General features: G+C 61.8%; 15 protein-coding genes. 2 read left to right on the forward strand and 13 right to left on the reverse strand.

The features are described from left to right. Window positions 1–29: 29 nt before the first annotated feature. The 13 genes from wecB to LHU53_RS09835 all read right to left on the reverse strand — a co-directional run bounded on the left by wecB (window position 30) and on the right by LHU53_RS09835 (window position 16,215). The gene (gene wecB / locus LHU53_RS09775; RefSeq protein ID WP_227332463.1) at window positions 30–1,178 is read right to left on the reverse strand and encodes a non-hydrolyzing UDP-N-acetylglucosamine 2-epimerase; all 1,149 of its coding nucleotides are present in this window, start codon (window positions 1,176–1,178) and stop codon (window positions 30–32) included. A 104-nt stretch (window positions 1,179–1,282) separates the two neighbouring features. Then, a complete protein-coding gene (locus LHU53_RS09780; RefSeq protein ID WP_227332464.1) occupies window positions 1,283–2,758 on the reverse strand; it encodes an oligosaccharide flippase family protein in 1,476 nt (491 codons plus the stop codon). Next, the gene (locus LHU53_RS09785) at window positions 2,736–3,737 is read right to left on the reverse strand and encodes a hypothetical protein (protein WP_227332465.1); all 1,002 of its coding nucleotides are present in this window, start codon (window positions 3,735–3,737) and stop codon (window positions 2,736–2,738) included. Before LHU53_RS09785 ends, LHU53_RS09780 begins: the two co-directional genes overlap by 23 nt. A gap of 9 nt (window positions 3,738–3,746) precedes the next feature. Beyond that, window positions 3,747–5,681 carry an XrtA/PEP-CTERM system amidotransferase gene (locus LHU53_RS09790; RefSeq protein ID WP_227332466.1) on the reverse strand — a complete coding sequence of 645 codons (1,935 nt, stop codon included), beginning with the start codon at window positions 5,679–5,681 and terminating at the stop codon, window positions 3,747–3,749. A 9-nt stretch (window positions 5,682–5,690) separates the two neighbouring features. Continuing rightward, on the reverse strand, window positions 5,691–7,265 hold the full coding sequence (gene xrtA / locus LHU53_RS09795) for an exosortase A (protein ID WP_227332467.1): 1,575 nt from the start codon (window positions 7,263–7,265) through the stop codon (window positions 5,691–5,693). Continuing rightward, entirely contained in the window at window positions 7,262–8,479 is a 1,218-nt protein-coding gene (locus tag LHU53_RS09800) for a TIGR03087 family PEP-CTERM/XrtA system glycosyltransferase (RefSeq protein ID WP_227332468.1), read from the reverse strand. Before LHU53_RS09800 ends, xrtA begins: the two co-directional genes overlap by 4 nt. Before the next feature lie 8 nt (window positions 8,480–8,487). Then, on the reverse strand, window positions 8,488–9,528 hold the full coding sequence (locus LHU53_RS09805; RefSeq protein WP_227332469.1) for a FemAB family XrtA/PEP-CTERM system-associated protein: 1,041 nt from the start codon (window positions 9,526–9,528) through the stop codon (window positions 8,488–8,490). 7 nt (window positions 9,529–9,535) lie between these two features. Continuing rightward, window positions 9,536–10,399, reverse strand: coding sequence for an XrtA system polysaccharide deacetylase (locus LHU53_RS09810; protein WP_227332470.1), 864 nt, complete (start codon window positions 10,397–10,399; stop codon window positions 9,536–9,538). 7 nt (window positions 10,400–10,406) lie between these two features. Further along, a complete protein-coding gene (locus tag LHU53_RS09815; RefSeq protein ID WP_227332471.1) occupies window positions 10,407–11,537 on the reverse strand; it encodes an XrtA/PEP-CTERM system-associated ATPase in 1,131 nt (376 codons plus the stop codon). A 3-nt stretch (window positions 11,538–11,540) separates the two neighbouring features. Then, the gene (locus LHU53_RS09820; RefSeq protein WP_227332472.1) at window positions 11,541–13,058 is read right to left on the reverse strand and encodes a TIGR03016 family PEP-CTERM system-associated outer membrane protein; all 1,518 of its coding nucleotides are present in this window, start codon (window positions 13,056–13,058) and stop codon (window positions 11,541–11,543) included. Then, complete coding sequence (locus LHU53_RS09825; RefSeq protein ID WP_227332473.1) at window positions 13,055–13,960, reverse strand: XrtA-associated tyrosine autokinase; 906 nt, start codon at window positions 13,958–13,960, stop codon at window positions 13,055–13,057. The genes LHU53_RS09820 and LHU53_RS09825 overlap by 4 nt, the downstream gene beginning before the upstream one ends. A gap of 4 nt (window positions 13,961–13,964) precedes the next feature. Continuing rightward, complete coding sequence (locus tag LHU53_RS09830; RefSeq protein ID WP_227332474.1) at window positions 13,965–15,530, reverse strand: XrtA system polysaccharide chain length determinant; 1,566 nt, start codon at window positions 15,528–15,530, stop codon at window positions 13,965–13,967. A gap of 82 nt (window positions 15,531–15,612) precedes the next feature. Beyond that, on the reverse strand, window positions 15,613–16,215 hold the full coding sequence (locus LHU53_RS09835; protein WP_227332563.1) for an XrtA/PEP-CTERM system exopolysaccharide export protein: 603 nt from the start codon (window positions 16,213–16,215) through the stop codon (window positions 15,613–15,615). Window positions 16,216–16,452: 237 nt separating this feature from the next. On the opposite strand from LHU53_RS09835, the gene LHU53_RS09840 reads away from it, so the two are divergent. Next, window positions 16,453–17,337: a ThiF family adenylyltransferase gene (locus tag LHU53_RS09840; RefSeq protein WP_227332475.1), complete on the forward strand. Its 885-nt coding sequence runs from the start codon at window positions 16,453–16,455 to the stop codon at window positions 17,335–17,337. A gap of 208 nt (window positions 17,338–17,545) precedes the next feature. Continuing rightward, entirely contained in the window at window positions 17,546–18,418 is an 873-nt protein-coding gene (locus tag LHU53_RS09845) for a PEP-CTERM sorting domain-containing protein (protein ID WP_227332476.1), read from the forward strand. Window positions 18,419–18,600 lie beyond the last annotated feature (182 nt).

Consider the following 18,600-nt stretch of genomic DNA (forward strand, 5'->3'; position numbering starts at 1 on the left):
GACGAAGTTCCCCTTTGCTGTTTGAACGTTTAACGCTTTTGGATGGATAAGACGGTGTTCACAATGCGCTGTGTCGCGTGGCCATCCCCATATGGGTTGTGGGCTTGCGACATGCGCTGGTAGTCGGCTGGGTTGTTCAGCAGGTTGAGGAATTCCCTGACGATGGCCTCACGCGAGGTGCCTACCAGCTTGACCGTGCCTGCCGCCACGGCCTCGGGGCGCTCGGTGGTGTCGCGCATCACCAGCACCGGTTTGCCCAGCGAAGGCGCTTCTTCCTGCACGCCACCGCTGTCGGTGATGATGAGGTGGGCGCGGTTCATCAGGTACACAAAGGGCAGATAGTCCACCGGGTCGATCAGATGCACGTTGGACAACTTTCGCGCGGCCAGGATCTCGGCCACCGGCTGGCGCACGTTGGGGTTCAGGTGCACCGGGTAAAGCACCTCCACATCCGGGGTGCTGGCGGCTATGTCGGCCAGCGCCTGGCAGATGTTCTGGAAACCTTCGCCAAAGTTTTCGCGGCGGTGGCCGGTGACCAGGATGAGTTTTTTGGACGCATCCAGAAACTGGAACTGTGCATCAAACCCGGTCTTGAGTTCGGGATGATCTTTGAGGCGCTGGGTGGTGGCCAGCAGCGCGTCGATGACGGTGTTGCCGGTGACAAAAATGGTGGCGGGGTCCACACCTTCGCGCAGCAGGTTGGCGCGGGCGGCCTCGGTGGGGGCAAAGTGCAAATCGGCAATGGCGCCGGTGAGCTTGCGGTTGATTTCCTCGGGGAAAGGTGCGCGCTTGTTGCCGGTGCGCAGCCCGGCTTCGACATGGCCCACCGGCACACCCGCGTAATACGCCGCCAGGCTGGCGGCGAAGGTGGTGGTGGTGTCGCCGTGGACCAGCACCAGGTCAGGCTTCTCAGCCACCAGCACCGCTTTGAGCCCGGTCAGGATGTTGGCGGTGATGCCAAACAGGTCTTGCCCGGGCTGCATGATGTTGAGGTCATGCTCGGGCACGATGTCAAAAAGTTTGAGCACCTGGTCGAGCATCTGGCGGTGCTGGGCGGTGACGCACACCACGGTCTGAATCGCTGGTGCCGCCGCCTGAAAACCTTTGACCACGGGGGCCATCTTGATGGCCTCGGGGCGGGTGCCGAAGATGATGAGGACTTTTTGCGGCTGGGACATGGGATGGATGGCTCACCTGAGTGATCGCGTGCAGTGGAAGAGTCCGACGTTGCAGTGTAAACCGGCAAAATTGAATGGCTTGGCTACGTTTGCGAACGTTGCATTCAGCCCTGACGTGATCCGGGGTTGGCGAAGTAATCAAACACGGTGGACTCCAGCCCCTCGGGTCTGCCAGCCAGCCACCAGGTGATGAGGGTCCAGGTGCCGTACACCACCCCACCGGACAAGATGCCCGCCGCCAGTTGCGCGACAGCCGAATCAAAAAAACCGACGCTGAAGGCCACCGCCCCATACATGAGGTTGACGCCCAACAGAGGCCGCCACAGGGCGTGGGCGATCGACCTCAGCGGCAGACCACAATACTTCTGCGTGCTGACGGCGGTGACCAAGGCGTTGACCAGGCTGGCCCCGATGCGCGCCCAGACCAGCCCCAGCAGATGCAGCTGTGGCACCAAGGCCAAGGCCAGAAGCACAAAGGCGGCAAACTCGACCCACACAATGTGGTTCTGGATGCGGGTGTGCCCACGCAACACCAGCAAGGTGTTCAGCGGCGACAGTGCAAATTGCACCGCCCCGGCCAGTGCAAAACAGGCGACAAACGGGGTGGCGTCTGTCCACCGGTCGCCCAACAGCAAGGCGGTGGCCGGTGCCGCCACGGCCGCAAAGCCCCAGCCGACCGGTAGCGTGATGGTGTTGACGGCCGAGAGTGTTTTCAGCACCGCCCGGTTGGTGCGCTCGACATCGGCCTGAATGGTCGACAGCACCGGCAGAAAAGCCCGCAGCATGGCCGGCCCCAGCTCGCCGGTGGGCAATTGGCCCACGTCAGAACCCACGTTGTACAGCCCGAACTCCGCCGTCGTGCCGATTCGACCAGCGGCCAGCTCATCGCTTTTGCGCAAAAAAAAGCCACCCACCCCCGCCAGCATGAGCCATTTGGTCACTGCCCAGATGTCGGCGATCTTGGCGGTGTTCCAGCGCGGGCGATAGGGGTGCATGAGGTAGCTGAGGATCAGCAGCGACGAATACCCCGTGACCACCCCCACCACCAGCGCGCGGTAGTCCCGCAAAAAATAGGCGCTGATGATGGTGGCCAGAACGCTCAAGGTCTTGTGGCTGGCCAAGTAATAAAACTCGACTTGAAACTGCAGTTCCTTGCGCGCCAAGGTCATGCCGACATTGGAAAACCCGACCAGCACCTGGCACGCGGCCAACACCCAGAGCACCCGGATCAGCTTGGGGTCTTCAAAATACCAGCCCGCCACCGGGGACAGTGCCCACAGCAAGACACCCGCCAGCGCGCCCTGGATGACGGTCAGGGTCCAGGCCGAATCAATCTCGTCACGCGACACGGTTGGCTGGCGCAACAGCGCCGTGCTGGCGCCAAAATCCAGCAAGGCTTGCGTCAATGCCACCATCAAAAAGGCCATGGCCACCAGCCCGTAGTCTTGCGGCGCGATGAACCGGGCGACCACGATGGTGTTGACAAACCCCACGGCTTTCACAGCCCAGCGGGTGCCCACGGTCCACAGCGCCCCGGAAATCAGCGCGCGCTTGGGGTCAGTGGGCGGTTGGGGCGGCATGTGGCCAGACAAGCGTGGGCGCCAGGGGCACGGTGGGCGGCAGGCAGGCCGAGCGCAAGGCGGCCAGCGCGGGTTTCATCAGCCAATAGCCCTGCGCCAGGCGATTGAAATCCTCCGGGCAACGCGACACCCACTCCAGCACCATCGCCTGGGCCGTGTCGGGCAGCGCTGCAGGTGCGCACTGCCGGTTGGCCAGGTGGTCGGCAAACGCCGCGTTCTCCAGCTTGCCGCGGGATTGGCGAAAGGTCCGCTTGACGTGGGCCAGCACGTCTTGGGGGCGCCACCAGCGGGCCGGGTCAATCTGCCACGACGCCGTGGGGTGGACGTGGATGCGGAAGTCTTCCCACACGTGGCGCGCCGGGTCAAGCCCGTAGCAGAGAAACGCCCCCATCAAACTGTCGGTGCGGTACAGGCCCACCGGCAGGCGGATTTTTTCGTCGCGCATCCGGCCAAGGGTGTCGCCCTTGATGCAGCAAAAATTGCCGTGAAACCCGGTGTTGATGATCATGTTTTCCCGCAGCGCCTTGGCTGAGCGCCCCATGGTGGGCACCCCGGTGCCGCCCAGGGCTTGTGCATTGGCCTCCACAGCGTTGCCCAGCAGCCCGATGGCATCGGCGTTGAGCCGCACATAACCATCGATGAAAAAGGCCAGGGTTTCACCGGCCCAGATCTGGTGGATGTACTGGTTCCAGGCGTTGGCTTTGTCGGCCAGCGGGATGGACCAGATGTGAACAGTCGGGCGCTGCGCCATGTGGCTAGGGCGATCGGGATCGCCGTTGCTGTGATCGCTGTGGGCTGGCCGCCGCGTCTGCTCGTCTGCCAGCGCATGGGCCAGCGCCGGGTTGCCGTTGACCAGCACATGGATCACCGAGCAGGCGCTGGCCGACACACGCGCCGAATCCAGTGTCTGGCGCAACTGCGGCAAAGACTCCCGGCAGGCAAAAACAACCAGAGCCCAAGGGTGCCGGGTGGTGTTCATCGGGTTTTGTTATTGCGGGCTTGAGCCGCCATCCATGCCTTCTGTGCGCCCGGTGCCGTTGGCCTGTTTCAAGAACGCATCAAACATCAGCAGCGTCCACAGCGGCGCCGAGTGGTCGCGCTGGCCGCTCAGGTGCTGGCGCACCATGGTGTGCAGGGTGTCGGTGTTGAAGTAGCCGGTGGCTGCCAGTTGCGGCCCCAGCACCGCTTGTTGCAACCGCTCGCGCAGCGGCCCGCGCAGCCATTTGGCCAGCGGCACCGAGAAGCCCATCTTGGGCCGGTACAACACGTCATTGGGCAGGCTGGGCTCGAAGGCTTTTTTGAGCAACCATTTGCCCTCCTGGCCTTGGATCTTGAGGTGGCTGGGCAGCGTGGCCAGCCATTCGATGAGTTCGTGGTCCATCAGCGGCTCGCGCACTTCGAGCGAGTGCGCCATGGCGGCGCGGTCCACCTTGGTGTTGATGTCGCCCACCAGCCAGGTTTTGTAGTCCAGGTACTGCACCAGGGCCAGCGGGTCGGTGGTGTTGGCTTTTGCCGCATGGTGTTTGAACACTTCCTGCGCGCGGTAACCGGCCAACGTGCGTTTGAAGCCCGGTGAATACAGCGCTTCACGCTCATCGGAGCGCAGCACCGAGACGCTGTGTAAATACGCCTGGGTCGAGTCCAGCGCCAGCGCCTGGAAGGTGGTTTTGGCGCGGAACATACGCGGTGCCCAGTCCAGCTTGGGGTACAGACCGCCGAGCATTCCAAACAGTGGCTGGCGCAGGCCCAGCGGCACCGCATTGCGGGCCCGTTCTTCGGCGGCGTGCAGGCGGTAACGGCGGTAGCCGCCAAAACTCTCGTCGCCGCCGTCGCCTGAGAGCGCCACGGTGACGTGTTTGCGCGCCAACTGGCAGACGCGGTAGGTGGGAATGGCCGAGCTGTCGGCGTAGGGCTCGTCGTATAACCAGGCCAGGGTGTCGATCAGGTCGAAGTCGTCACTTTTGACAATTTCCAGGTGATGATCGGTCTTGTAACGCGTGGCCACTTGCTGGGCAAAGGCCGATTCGTTGAATTTCGGGTCGTCAAACCCGATGGCACAGGTGCGCACCGGGGTGCTGGAGACACTGGCCATGGTCGCCACCACCGCGCTGGAATCGACGCCGCCGGACAAAAATGCGCCCAGCGGCACCTCGGCCATCAGACGCAGCCGCACCGATTCGTCCAGCCGCGCACGCAACTCGTGCACCGCGTCCTCACTGCGGATGGGGTTGTCCAGAGTGAAGGCTACATCCCAATACGCTTTGGGCTCGGGCAGGCCCTGACCGTGGCGCAGCGTGAGCGTGTGCGCTGGCGCCAGCTTGTGCGCGCCGGTGTAGATGCAACGCGGGTCGGCCACATAACCTAGCGCAAAGTACTCTTCCACCGCCAACGGGTCGATGCTGCGCACAAAGTCCGGGTGGGCGGTGATGACCTTCAGTTCCGAGCCAAAAATGAAGCTGCCATCCGCCAGCAGCGCGTAGAACATCGGCTTGACGCCCAGGCGGTCACGCGCCAGAAACAGCGTTTGCTGGTTACGATCCCACACCGCAAAGGCAAACATGCCGCGCAGGCGCAACACACAGGCCTCGCCCCAGGCTTCCCAGGCGTGGATGATCACCTCGGTGTCGCTGCGGGTGCGAAACACGTGACCTAGCGCTTTGAGCTCGGTGGTGAGCGCCAGGTAGTTGTAGATCTCGCCGTTGAAGACGATGGCCACCGTGTGGTCCTCGTTGAACAGCGGCTGCTGCCCGGAGGCCAGGTCAATCACCGACAGGCGGCGGTGGCCAAAGGCCAGGCCGGGCTCCAGATGCAAGCCGAGTTCGTCCGGGCCGCGGTGCGCCTGCACGTTGTTGATGCGTTCCATCAGCGCGGGCGCAAAGTCGCGCTTGCCACGCGTGTCAAAAAGTCCGGCAATGCCACACATGGTTGTTGCTTAAGGTTGGGCGTGTTGGGTGGTCCGCAGCACTTGCAAGAGTTGTGCCCCGTTGGCTTGCACAAAGGCTTGCAGGCGTTGTGCGCCCTCGTCGCCGGTGCCTTTGGCGGTGTAAAGAACCACGACAGCGGCGTCGTCGCCCCGGCCCAGCAGGCGCTGCAGGGTGCCCTGTAGCTTGGCGCGAGCGTTGCTGGCGGTGAGGCTGCCGTTCACCCAATAGACCTGCCAGACGGTCAGCCGTTCACCCGTGGTGGAGGCATATTGACGCAGTTCGGCTTCGCGCAGCGTGACCGGCGTGTTGTCAAAGGTGATGGCCCGGCTGGTTGCCGTCACTTCGGCCCACACCGGGTCTTTGGACGTGACCAACACATTTTGCGAACTGACCAGCTTGCGGTCATAGTTTTGCTGGCGGTAGTAGCCCACGTACACCCCCACGCGCTGGTCGCCCAGCACATAACGGGCGTTGATCTGGGCCGAGGGGTTGTCAAAAGCGGGTTGGAGCTCAGGTGGCTGGCTGGTTTGCAGCGCCCAGCCTGGGGCCAGCTGGGCGGGCGCCACCAGTTGCACCGGTGTGGTGACATTGGTCTGGTCCAGCGCCCAGCGGCCAGCCAGGGGCAGCGCGATGACCACGGCGGCCAACAGGGCGGCCACTTCAAAGCGGGGCCGATGGGCCACGACGCCACCAGGCAGGGGCTGGGTGCGGGTGACCGAGTCCAGGTCCGCTGCGCTGACGCTGGGCTCTGGCTCGGACCAGCGCGCACCCACCCAAAACATGAGCATGATCACCACGCCAAAAAACACCCAGCCGTAGATGATGTGGTCCACACCGGCGGCCAGTTTGTTGCCTGACAGGTGCCCCAGCATCACGATCAGGTAGGCGCGTAACCAGTTGGCCAGCACCGGTACCAGGATAGAGACGATGATGAACAGCACCCGGCGCTGGGTGGATTGGTAGTTGAGGTAGGCAAACAGCGTACCCACGGTGAGCGAGGCAATCAGGTAGCGCACGCCGCTGCAGGCTTCCACCACCGACCAGTTGCCCGACGGGATGACAAACTGCAGCCCTTCGCGGTACACCGGAATGCCGCTCAGCCGCAGCGCAGCCACGGTGAAATCTGCCGTCCATTCCATGAGTTGCGGCATGGCAAATTCGCCAATCGGCACGGCAAAAAACAAAAAGGCCAGCGGGAACAGCAGGGCGCGCGTGACGGCCACACCCAGCAAGGTCGGCACCAGCAGGGCCAGCATGGCCACCAGGGCCAGCTGCGTCAGCGCGTTGACCGCCACCAGGTCGCCCAGCAGCCAGCCCAGCCCCGTCAGCAGCAGCGCCAGCAGCCCCCAGGCGCTGGGCTGGGGGTGCAGATGGGACAGGTGGGCGCGTTGGCGCCACACCATCCACAACACGATCGGCACCACCAGAAAGCCGTGGGTGAAGGTCTCAGAGCGCCACCAGATGCCCACCATGGCGCTGGCGGTGTCAAAGTAAAGCGCCAGCGTGAACACCAGCAACACGGCCAGCACCCCGGCAGCGCGCGGCCAGTGGCGCTGGGGGTTGAGTTGCAGGGCGGTGCTCATGGAGGGGTGGGTGCCAAGTGGGGGTCAATGCGCGAGAGGTGCGCGGACCAACTGTAATCGCTCAGCACCCGCTGGCGCCCGGCGGCACCCACGCGGGCGCTGCGTTCGGGGGCATGCAGCAGCGTATTGACCTGGGCGATGAAGTCGTCGGCGCTGGTGGCGGCGAGCAACTCGGTCTCGGGCTCGGCGCTGATGGCTTGGGTGCAGGACTGCGCCGCCACCACCGGCCGGGCCATGGCCATGGCTTCCAGGATCTTGTTTTGAATGCCACGCGCCACCCGCAAGGGCGCCACCACCACCGCGGCGTGTTGCAAATAGGGGCGCACATCGGGCACGGTGCCGGTCACCACCACGCCCGGCCCGGCCAGGGCCTGTACGGCGGGTGTCGGGCTGCGGCCCACGATGTAAAAGCACAGTTGCGGCCATTGCTGGTGCAGCGCGGGCAATATGTCGGCCACAAACCAGGTCACAGCATCGATGTTGGGCCAGTAGTCCATGGCGCCGGTGAAGACCAGCGCAATCTGCTGGGGCTGATCTGCCGTGGCCTTGAAAGGCGACGGTATCGCCGGGTCCGGCGCAAAAAACTCGGCATCCACGCCGTTGCTGATGGCGTCCACGCTGTGCGCGCTCTCGGGGGCCAGCCCTCTGAACAGCGCCGCCTCGTTGTCGGTGACAAAAAACGAGCGCTGGGCGCGTTGGGCCACACGGCGCTCATAGGCCAGCAGGCGCGCGCCTTCGCGCTGGTACAACCACGACAGCGGCCAGCGGTGGTCTGGCGCGTACTGCGTCCACTTGGCCGAGTCCACATCGACAAAGTCCACCAGCATCTTCGGGCCGGGCTGGGCGTCCAGGTACTGCGCCATCACGGACGAAAAGATCACCACCGCGTCGATGTCGTGCTCGGCCAGCGTTTGCTGCACCCAGCTTTGCAAGCCTGCGTTTTGGTAGTAGTGCTGGCTGAGCGACTGCCCGGTCAGCAAACCGGCCAGGCTGCGCAACTTGGCGCTGCGCGGCTGGATGCGCGCCACATGCACATCGGGGCACAGGCCACGCACGGTGTCCAGGTGCACCTCATCGGCCGGGTCGTCGATGAAGGTGCCCAAAAACACCCGGTGCCGCTGCGTCAGGTGTTTGAGCAAATGGTAAGAGCGCACCTTGTCGCCCTTGTTGGGCGGGTAGGGCAGGCGGTGGACCAGATAAAGCAGCTTGCCCATGGTGGGTGTCAGGCCAGGTTGCGCACGATGAACGGGCCCAGCCAGTTGGCCAGGCCAATCGGCATGCGCCGCCAGGTGGCAATCATCAGCTTGAACTTGGCGTTGGACGGGTTGTTTTGCGGAATGCTGTCGCGCTTGTACAGCTTGAAAGCATAGTGCAGCTGCGTCGGCTCAAAACCCCAGTTTTTCTTGAAGGCGTAGGGGCCGGTGCCCTTTTTGCTGCGGCCATAGTCAAACACTTTTATGCCACGGGCGCAGGCGCGGCGCATCAGCTCCCAGTATTTGAAGTCGTTGGCGGCCAGGTCGCGGGCGGCTTCGTCGTCACCCGCGTAGTAGGGCAGCACTTCGTCGCGGAAGTAAAAGCTCAGCACGCTGCTCAGCGGTTTGCCCTGCGGCGAGACCACGGTGAGCACTTCGCAGTCCGGGCCGAAGACGGTCATCAAGGCCGCGAAGTACTTTTTGGGCAGCGCCGGTGTGCCGTGGCGGTGCACGTTGTCGGCAAACAGGGCAAAAAAGCGGTCGGCGTCGGTGTCAATCTCGCTGCGCAGCTCGTTTTTGATGCCTTTGCGCACCATAGCCCGTTGTTTGCGCGGAATGGCCAGCATGTTGGCTTCTTCTGTCGGCAAAATGTCCTTGCGAAACGTCACGTACAGGTCTTGTGTCGGCCAGTCCGGGTGCCGGTTGTCCACGTGGCGCAGTTCCAGGTGGTCCACGCCCAGGCTTTGCGCGATAGTTTGCGCTTCCTGCTCCAGCGCGTCTGCCGCCTGCGGGTTGCTGGCCGCCGCGCCGCCATACACGGTGAACGGCACACTGGTCAGCGAGTTGCCAAACAGCCTGCTGTGGACGTGGCCCAGTGGCAGCACGCCCTCAATCTGGCCATTGGCATCTTCGGCATACAAAAAGTAGCTGTCGTGTTTGAAGACGTCCGTGATGATGCTGTACCAGCCCGCACGGTGGAAAAACGTGGCCTGCGGGCAGGTCAACACAAACGCATCCCAGCGCTGGGCGGTGGCGGAGTCGGTGGGCGAAAGACGTTTAACCTGTGTCATGCCGATGTCAGGCTGCCAGCGGCAAGGGCGCGATCTGGTTCATAAACACCTGGTCCACCCGACCCCAGTTGAAGTCGCTCAGCAGCCGCTCCAGGCGCGCCTGGGTGTGGGCCAAATTGACGTAGTGGCGGAACTTGGCCTTTGGATTGATACCGGCAATGCGGGGCTGATCGGGGTCAATCTCCCAGGGATGGAAATAGAACATGCCGGGCTGCTGGTCGCGCGAGTTGACGCGCTGCAGCAGCCAGCGTGACACCGGGTACGGCAACAGCCGGAAGTAGCCGCCGCCGCTGGACGGAAAGTTGCGCTCAAACAGGCGCACGGTGGTGATCGGGATCTCGATCAGGCCCGGCCGCACCTCATAGGCAAACCGTGGAGAGTCCGGCATGCCATAGTGGTCGTGGGCAATCGGGTAGATGCTGGAGCTATAGCGGTAGCCCGCTTCGAGCAGCGTGTCGTAAGCCCACAAATTGCCCTTGCCGATGGAAAAACTCGGCGCCCGGTAGCCTTGCACCGGCTGGCCGGACAGGTCTTCGAGCAGCTTCTTGGCGCGGTCAACGTCGTTGAAAAAATCGTCGGGTGTCTGGTCGCTGGCGCGCTGGTGGCCGTAGCCGTGGCTGGCCAGCTCGTGCCCGTTGGCCACGATCTGGCGCACCAGTTTCGGGTAACGCTCGGCAATCCAGCCCAGTGTGAAAAAGGTGGCGTGGGTGCGGTGTGTGGCCAGCATGGCCAGAATGGCGTCGATGTTGCGCTCCACCCGGCACTCGCGGGTGTCCCACTCGGTGCGGGCAATGTAGGGCGCAAACGCCGAGACCTGGAAATAGTCCTCCACGTCAATCGTCATCGCGTTGGTCAAAGGCGGTTGCGGCATGGGCAGATCAGCTCGCGTCTTTGTCGCTTGACTCGCCGGTGGCGGCTTTCACGAGGCGTTGCAGCATCACCAGAATTTCGAGGTTGATGCGCTCCAGCCGCAGCGCGCTGCTTTCCAGGCGGCGCAGACGGATGTCGTATTGCTCGGCGTTGAGGGTGGCGATCTGGCCGCTGATGGCCTGGCCCAAACCCGCCGGAAACTGCAGCTTGGACAGGTCGGCGCCCTCGGCCTGGGCGGCGGTCAGCTCATTCATGAACGAGTCGGACCAGCCTGGCCCGGTGGTGGCGGGCGTTGACGGTGTGGCCACCGGTTTGCTGCCAGACGTGGACTCATCGTTGAGCTCGCTGACCACTTCAGCCACATCGTCACCACCAAAACCGTCTTTGCCGGCCAGGTAGCCCGCCAGCAGCAAGCGGTCACACACCAGGTTGATGCGCCGCGGGATGCCTCCGGTGCCTTTGAAGATGGCCTCAAACGCGGCCGCGTCAAAGCTGGGCCGCTCGGGTTTGGCACCGGCGCATTTCAACCGGTGCTCGATGTAGCCCTGGGTTTCGGCCAGGTCAAGCGGCCCGATGTGGCAGGTGGCAGTGACGCGCTGGCGCAGTTGCTGCATGCCGGGGCTTTGCAAAATGGCGCGGAACTCGGGCTGGCCGATCAAAAAAGTTTGCAGTAAAGCCTGCTGGCCGTACTGGAAGTTGGACAACATGCGCAGCTCTTCCACCGCGCGGTGGCTCAGGTTTTGCGCCTCGTCCACGATCAGCAGGCAGCGTTTGCCCTGGCTGGTGTGGTTGACCAGAAAGGCCTCGAGTGCCATCAACAAGTCGGATTTGGACACGTCCTTGACCCGCACGCCAAACGCCGCACCGACCATGCGCAAGGTGTCTTCGGCATCAAGTTGGGTGGTGACCAGATTGGCCGCCACCACCTTGTCGGCGTCCAGGCTGTCGAGCAGGCCGCGCACCACGGTGGTTTTGCCAGCGCCCACCTCGCCGGTGATGACGATGAACCCCTCGTTGCGCATGACGCCGTACTCCAGGTAGGCCTTGGCGCGACGGTGTTGTTTGCTGGCGTAGTAAAAGCGCGGGTCCGGGTTGATCTGGAACGGTTCGCTCTCTAATCCGTAAAAAGCTGCATACATGGGTCAGAACTGCACATTGAGGTTGCCCGTCACCGCGTTTTCGGTGTAGGGGTTGGCGCCGTTGTCAGACACCACATGGCGCAGACCCAGCGACGCCGCGGTGTTTTTGCCCACCTGGCCAGACAGGCTGACGTTGAGGGACTTGAGGGTGGTGTCCTGTGCGGCGGTGGAGCCCGCAGTGGCTTGACGCGACAGCACCACGCCCAGCGAGTAATCAGGGGTCAGGCGGTGGCTGTAGTTGATGCTGAAACCGTTTTGCGTCACGGTATTCGCGTCGGACAGGTTGTCGATGGCGCTCACCAGGGTGTCGAGGCGGTAACTTTCGGTGCGGGTCAGCAAAAAGGTGATGGTGTCGCGCACGCCCAGCAGGGCGAACGACAGATTCTGGCTGCGCTGCACCGAGGCAGCGGAGGTCAGGAAACTGCTGACCACCGGAATGTTGGGGTTGATGCCGTACTGCTGCAGCAACTGGTTGACCCGCAAGGCGCGCTGTGCAGGCGTGAGGCCACTGCCTTCCAGCTGGTTGTAGAACAGGTCATACACATTGCCCACGGTACCAAAGCCGTTCTGCTCGCCGGGTGTGGACACATCCTTGCTGTCCGTGAATCGCCACACCGTGCGCGCACTGCGGTGCTCAAAACTCACATTGTGGGTGTTGCCAAACGAGCGCTTGCCGGTCAGGGCCGACACCGTGGTCCGCTGTGAAGGCTGCCACGTCAGCCCGACGCTGTGGGTGCTGTAGGTTTGTTTGTCCAGGCTGGTGAAGTTGTTGGCCTCTTGACCGGCATTGGCCGAGAGTCTGACCTGCGGGGTGAGCTCATAGGTGAGGCCCAGGCTGTAGGTGTCGGACTCGGTGGTGCGCCCGGCATCAAAGCTGGACTGCTGGCGCCCCACGTCGGCCGACCAGCCCAGACGCCGAAAGGTCGAGGCATTGGTGACGCGCACCGAGCTGTTGGTGTTGGTGGTGTCAAATGCGGCCGCGTTGTCGGCGGACGTCACGGCCTGGCTGATACGCGCCTCGTAATTGGCGATGTTCCCCAGTTGCCCCTTGATGTACGGGGAGACGCGGTAGTTGGCCACCTCGGTTTGGTTGGCGTTGATGGCGGTGTTGGAGGTGGACTGGGTGCCAAACGCCGAGATGGTTTGCTGCGAGATGTTGCCACTGAAATCCACAAACGCCCAGTTGTCCACCGCCTCGAAGGTGCCAAAGGTGTTGAGCGCGTTTTGCAGACGGCTGCCCGAACTACCGCGCGCGTAGTTCACATGGGTCAGCGAATAATCCAAATAGGTCTTGAGCCGCGCACCCTGGATGTCCAGACGAATTCCGGGGCTGATTTCGGTGGTCAGCTCTGAGCGCGCTGCCGTGCCGCTCAAGTTCACGTTGTCGGTCAGTGTCTCGGTGACCGACACACGCGGCACGATGGAGATGGCCTGGGTCTGCCCGGCGTCTTGCGCCCACACCGCAGGGAGTGGCAGCAGCGCCAGCGCGGCGGTGGGGAGGGTGAAGTGCAGTGCTTTCATGCCGCTTGCTCTTCTTTTCGTCCATAACCATAGCCACCACCGTAGCCATAGTTGTAGCCATAACCCCCCTTGAACAGCGAGCTGGAGCGGTTCAATAGCAACAGTTTGACAGGGCAGGCGTCGATGGTCGCCAAGGCTTGTTTGACTTCAGACTGCAGGGTTTTGCCAGCGTGCACCACCAGCACCACCTGGCCCATGTGGGTGGCCAGCACCCGCGATTCGGTGGTGATCAGCAGCGGGGGCGAGTCAAACACGATGATGCGGTCCGGGTAACGTGCCGCCATGTCTTCCAGCAGCCGCACCATGGCATCGCTGGCCAGCAGCTCGGTGGCGCGCGGGTGCGGCGTGCCACTGGGCAGAATCGTGAGTTTGTCGACGTTGGTTTTCAGCAACACCGAGGACATGTCCATCTGGTCGTCCAGCACCAGATCCAGCAGGCCCGGGCCATCGGGCAGACCCAGCATGCGCATCACCGAGGGCCGTGCCACGTCAGCGTCCACCAGCATCACGGTGTTGTCCAGTTCGGTGGCGATGCTCATGGCCAGGTTGATCGAGGTGAAGCTCTTGCCTTCGCCGGGCAGGGCGCTGGTCACCATGATCAGGTTGCCGTTGGCAATGACGGAGGCGCCTTTGCCCATGGCGTTTTTGATCAACGGGCGTTTGATGACGCGGTATTGGTCGGCAATTTCGGAACGTGGCGAATTCGGGTCGATGATGCCTGCCTGGGCCATGGCCTGCACATCCAGCTCAACCCGGCGTGACGTGACCACCGGTTTTTTGGGTGGCTCGGCCGCCGCCACCGGCTTGGGTGCCGCTGCAGCAACAGGTGCTGCGGGCATCTCCACACCGGCTTGGCGCAGTTGTTCCAGCCGTCTGGCTGCCTGTTCAATCAAGCTACTCATAGATTCATCCTGCCTGTTTGGACATCAGGAACAGCGCTGCCATTCCCAGGCCAAAGACCACGACCAAAGCCCCTGTTGCTGCCAAAAATTTCATCAACTCGGATTTGCGCCGCTGTGCGCCGCCGTCATCCACCACCAGCGACACCACCCCCAACAAGGGCAACCCCAGCGATTCGCTCATCGAATACGCGTCGTAGTAAACAGCCCGCAGCTGGCTCAACAGGAACGTGACGCCCAGGCCGGCACCCAGCGCGGCCAGCAGGGCCAGCGGCATCAACAACAAACGGTTGGGTGCCACCGGCTTGGGTGAGGCGCGCGGCGGGTCAATCAGCCGGAAATCGGCCACCCCGGTGGCGGTGTCCAGTTCACCCGACATGGCGGCAGATTCACGCCGTGACACCAGGTCGGTGTAGTTTTTCTTGTTGATTTCGTAATCGCGGTTGAGCTGGGCGTATTCGGCCTCGATCTGGGGCGCCACTTTCATGGCTTCACGCGCCTTGTTGTAACGGGCGTCGTACTCGGCCACACGGGCGCGCAGCGATGCCACCTGCACCTCGGAGGTGGCCATCACGCGGCTGAGCTCCTGGTAGGCCAGGCTGTTGCCGGCGGGCGTGGCCGCGGGGTTGGCCAAGGCGGCTTTGCGCAGTTCAGCAATCTCCCTGCGCTTCTGGTCTTCCAGGTCCTTGATCAGGCGCCTGGCTCCGGCCACGTCGGGGTGCTGCTCGGTAAAGCGCTGCAGCAGGGCGTCCAGATTGCGTTTCTGGGCATCAATGCGCGAATCGATTTCAGGGGTGGAAATGGCAGCCGAGTTGTCCGACATCAGGTTCTTGGAGTTGGCGGCGCGCTCCACCTCCAGCTGCTTTCTGGCGGCATCACGGGCGTTTTCGGCCTCACGGAGTTCGAGTCGGGCTTGCCGCAGCTGCTCACTAATGCCCCCAAGCATGCCTGCCATGTCCTGGCCGTCGGACGATTGCAGTTCAATGTTGCGAAGCTTGAACTCTTTCAGCCGTGCCTCCGCTTCTTCGAGCTTGGTCACGTAGGTCTTGATCTGGTCGTCGATGAACTTCTTGGCGGCATCGGAATCCTGGCGTGAACTGCCCATGCTGGATTCGACAAAGATCGACACCAGCGACTGAACCACCCGTTTAGCCGTCTCCGGGCTGCTATCACGGTAGGCCAGCGTGTAGATGTTGTCACGCCCGGCGTTCTGGATGGCCAGCGACTTGGTCACCCGCTCAATCAGGGCATCCTGCTGGGCCTTGGACGCATTGCCCAGGTCCAGGTCGGCCATGCGGATCAGTTTTTCGACGTTGGGGCGGGTGATCAGCGTGCGGCTGAGCATCATCACCTGCTGCTCCACGTTGGGCTGCACCGCCAGGCCCGACATCAAAGGCTTCAGGATCGACTGGGTGTCTACGTAAATGCGGGCACTGGCTTCGTATTTGTCGGGGACCGACATCACCATCACCACGCCAACAAGGGCCACCACCCATGCCGCGATCAGGCCGCGCCAGCGGTGCTTCCACATGCCTCTGGCGATGGTTGTTACCTGGCTAATCAGCTCATCCATGGGGTAGGTTCTTTTTGATCAAAGCAATCGCGTCACAAAGCCAAGCCAGGCTTACACCGGGCCTGGCCACTACGGGGAAAAATTAAAACCAACCTTGGGGGATGATGAGCACGTCGCCCGGCTTCATCTCCACATTGGCCGAAATGTCGCCGCGTTTGATCAGGTCTTTGATGCGCACCGAGTAGCGTTTGTCTCCCTCGGCCGCGCGGGTGATGGAGGCGCCGTTGCCGTCAGCAAAGTCGGTCAGGCCGCCCACCGCAATCATCACATCCAGCAGCGTCATCTTCTGCTTGTAGGGCAGGGCTTGTGGCTTGGCAGCCTCGCCCACCACGCGAATCTGTTCGCTGTAGGGGCCGACAAAGCCGGTCACGATCACTGTGACCACCGGGTCGCGCACCAGCACGCTGAGCGCCTTTTCCACATCGCGGGCAATTTCGATGGAGGTCTTGCCCTGCACCACCAGCTCATCCACCAGTGGGGTGGACAGCTTGCCGTCCGGGCGAACCGGCACCGACATCGACAGCTCCGGGTTGCGCCAGACGATGATGTTCAGGTTGTCACCCGGGCCCACGATGTAGTTGTAGTCTGGCGTTGCCGCCAATGGCGGCGCGGCTGGGTAGTTGCCGCTGCTGGCACAACCTGCCAGCCAGACGGCGGCCAGGCCAGTGGCAACAATGCGGCCAATTCGCTTGAAGAAGGATGCCGTGGATGTAGAACGGTTCAAGATAAATCCCCTGAGTGAAGCAAAAGCACGACGTTGGATGCCGAAAGCACGGATATTAAAGCAATATAGCGCATGGATATGGCAAGCCCGCGAAAGAGCCAAATCAGCGCCGAGTGCTATGGCACACTGTATTTGCAGTCACATGTGTTGATGTTTGTCTACCGGGTGACCAATTTTTGAAATGAAAGAAGGTGTGTCATGGCTAACCGTGAAGGTTTTTCATACGATGTGGCGTTTTCCCGCAACATTGGCTGGTTTACGGAGGCAGAGCAGGCGCGATTGCAGAACTGTCGTGTAGCTGTTGGCGGCTTGGGTGGCGTAGGAGGCAGCCATGCATTGACACTGGCGCGTCTGGGTATCGGGCAGTTCACCATCACCGACCTGGACACCTTTGACTGGCCCAACCTGAACCGCCAGGCCGGTGCGTTTGCCTCCACCATCGGACAGCCCAAACTGGATGCCATGGCCAAGAACCTGGCGGACATCAACCCCGATATCAAACTGCACCTGATGCCCCATGGCATCAACCCGGACAACATAGACGAATTTTTGGCAGGCGCTGATCTGTACATGGACAGCCTGGATATTTTTTCTCTGGAGATTCGTCGCAAGGTGTTTGCACGTTGCCGTGAACTGGGCATACCGGCGGTCACGGCCGCCCCGATGGGGATGGGCACCGCATACCTGGCGTTTCACCCGCAGGGCATGAGCTTTGAGGACTACTTCAGCCTGGACGGCTTTGCTTTCGAAGACCAGATCCTGAAGTTCATCGTGGGCGTGTCGCCCTCCATGCAACAGCGGCATTACCTGGTCGACACCCGCTCGGTGGACCTGTTCAAGAAAAAGGTGCCTTCAACGGCCATCGGCATTGAGTTGGCCGCCGGCGTGGCCTGCACCAACGCCATCAAACTGCTGCTCGACCGTGGCGACGTGCTGGTGGCGCCGCGTGGGCTGCATTTTGATGCCTACCGCAACAAGCTGATCAAAACCTGGCGGCCCTGGGGCAATCGCAACCCGATCCAGTTGTTCATGTTCTGGTACATCCGGCGCTTGCTGGCCAAAGTCAGGGCGCAGGCCAGGTAAGGCGGGATCGGCTCAAGACCCCTTCATTGGGTCTGCGAATCAGCGGTCTGACTGTCGGTGGCTTTTACAGTGCAGCACTGGACAATGCCTGAAGTGCCAAAAAACTGTTTTAAATCAACGGTTTAATTTTCTGGCACGGTTGGTGCTTTAAGGTTGATACGCAAGCAATTCTGCCGGCGGCACAAACAACCCACCAGGAGAAATCCAAATGACTATGAAATTTGCACTGAAAGCCGGTTGCGCCGCCTTGGCGTTTGCTGGTATGGCGTCTGCCAACGCTGCCCCGTTTTATGTAGATATCGGGCAGGATTTCGATCTCAACGTGACAAGGTCTCTCTCACAAGTGACGACTACCTCGACTGCTATGAAGGACGAGCTCGCGTATCTCTTTCAGTCTGTCACGGCAGTGGCTGACAGCGATGCGAGCGGCACTATCAGTGCTGGGGACTTAACTAACACTAATGGTGGCTTTGCGGTTGGTCCTTTGGGAAATAATTCGATCACTAATTTCAACCCCGTTCAGACTGTGCTATCGAGTAATAACGGCTATGGCGACACGTGGGCGTTGACGTTTAGTATTGTGAATTTGGCTGGACAAGTTGTTGATGTCGACGCTCTAAGCGGTCTTCCGGTCCTCGCTTATGGGCCTGGTTTGCTTGAAATGTATCTGACGTTTGATGACGGTAATACTTTGATTAACTTCATGGATATCAATTTGGCTGGAGGCGTGATGGCTCCGGGAAGTAATTATTTGAGTGGCACAGTGGACTTCACAAATGTAGATGCCACATACAATAATTTGTTCCACTCTGGAAGCGTTACTTGCGGTGGCAGCAGTGGCTTTTACGACATCTGGAAGAATTGCGGGATAGGTTCTGAAATCAGCTTTGTTGCCGACTTCAACACCAACTCTACTGCGCCCTCTACGGTAATTACTAAACTAGATGACGGTTCCTCCGTTGTTTCCTCCAACCACGATGGCAGTGCCACTTTTGCAATCCCAGAACCTGGCTCTTTGGCTTTGCTTGGTCTCGCACTGGCTGGTTTGGGCATGACCCAACGTCGTCGCAAACAGATCTAAACGCTACTGTCAGATTTCCTGACACCTGAACGCAAAGCCCACTTCGGTGGGCTTTGTTGTTTTTGGGCTTCGCTTCGCAAAGCCGCTTTCAGCGGTCGATATGCATGGTTCGTCCTGTCAGATGGGGTGCACAGATAGATATTCCTGGCGTTATCCGCACCCCGGGCTTTGGGGGCATGGAT

This window comes from Rhodoferax sp. U2-2l (genome assembly GCF_020594515.1).
Taxonomy (GTDB): domain Bacteria; phylum Pseudomonadota; class Gammaproteobacteria; order Burkholderiales; family Burkholderiaceae_C; genus Rhodoferax.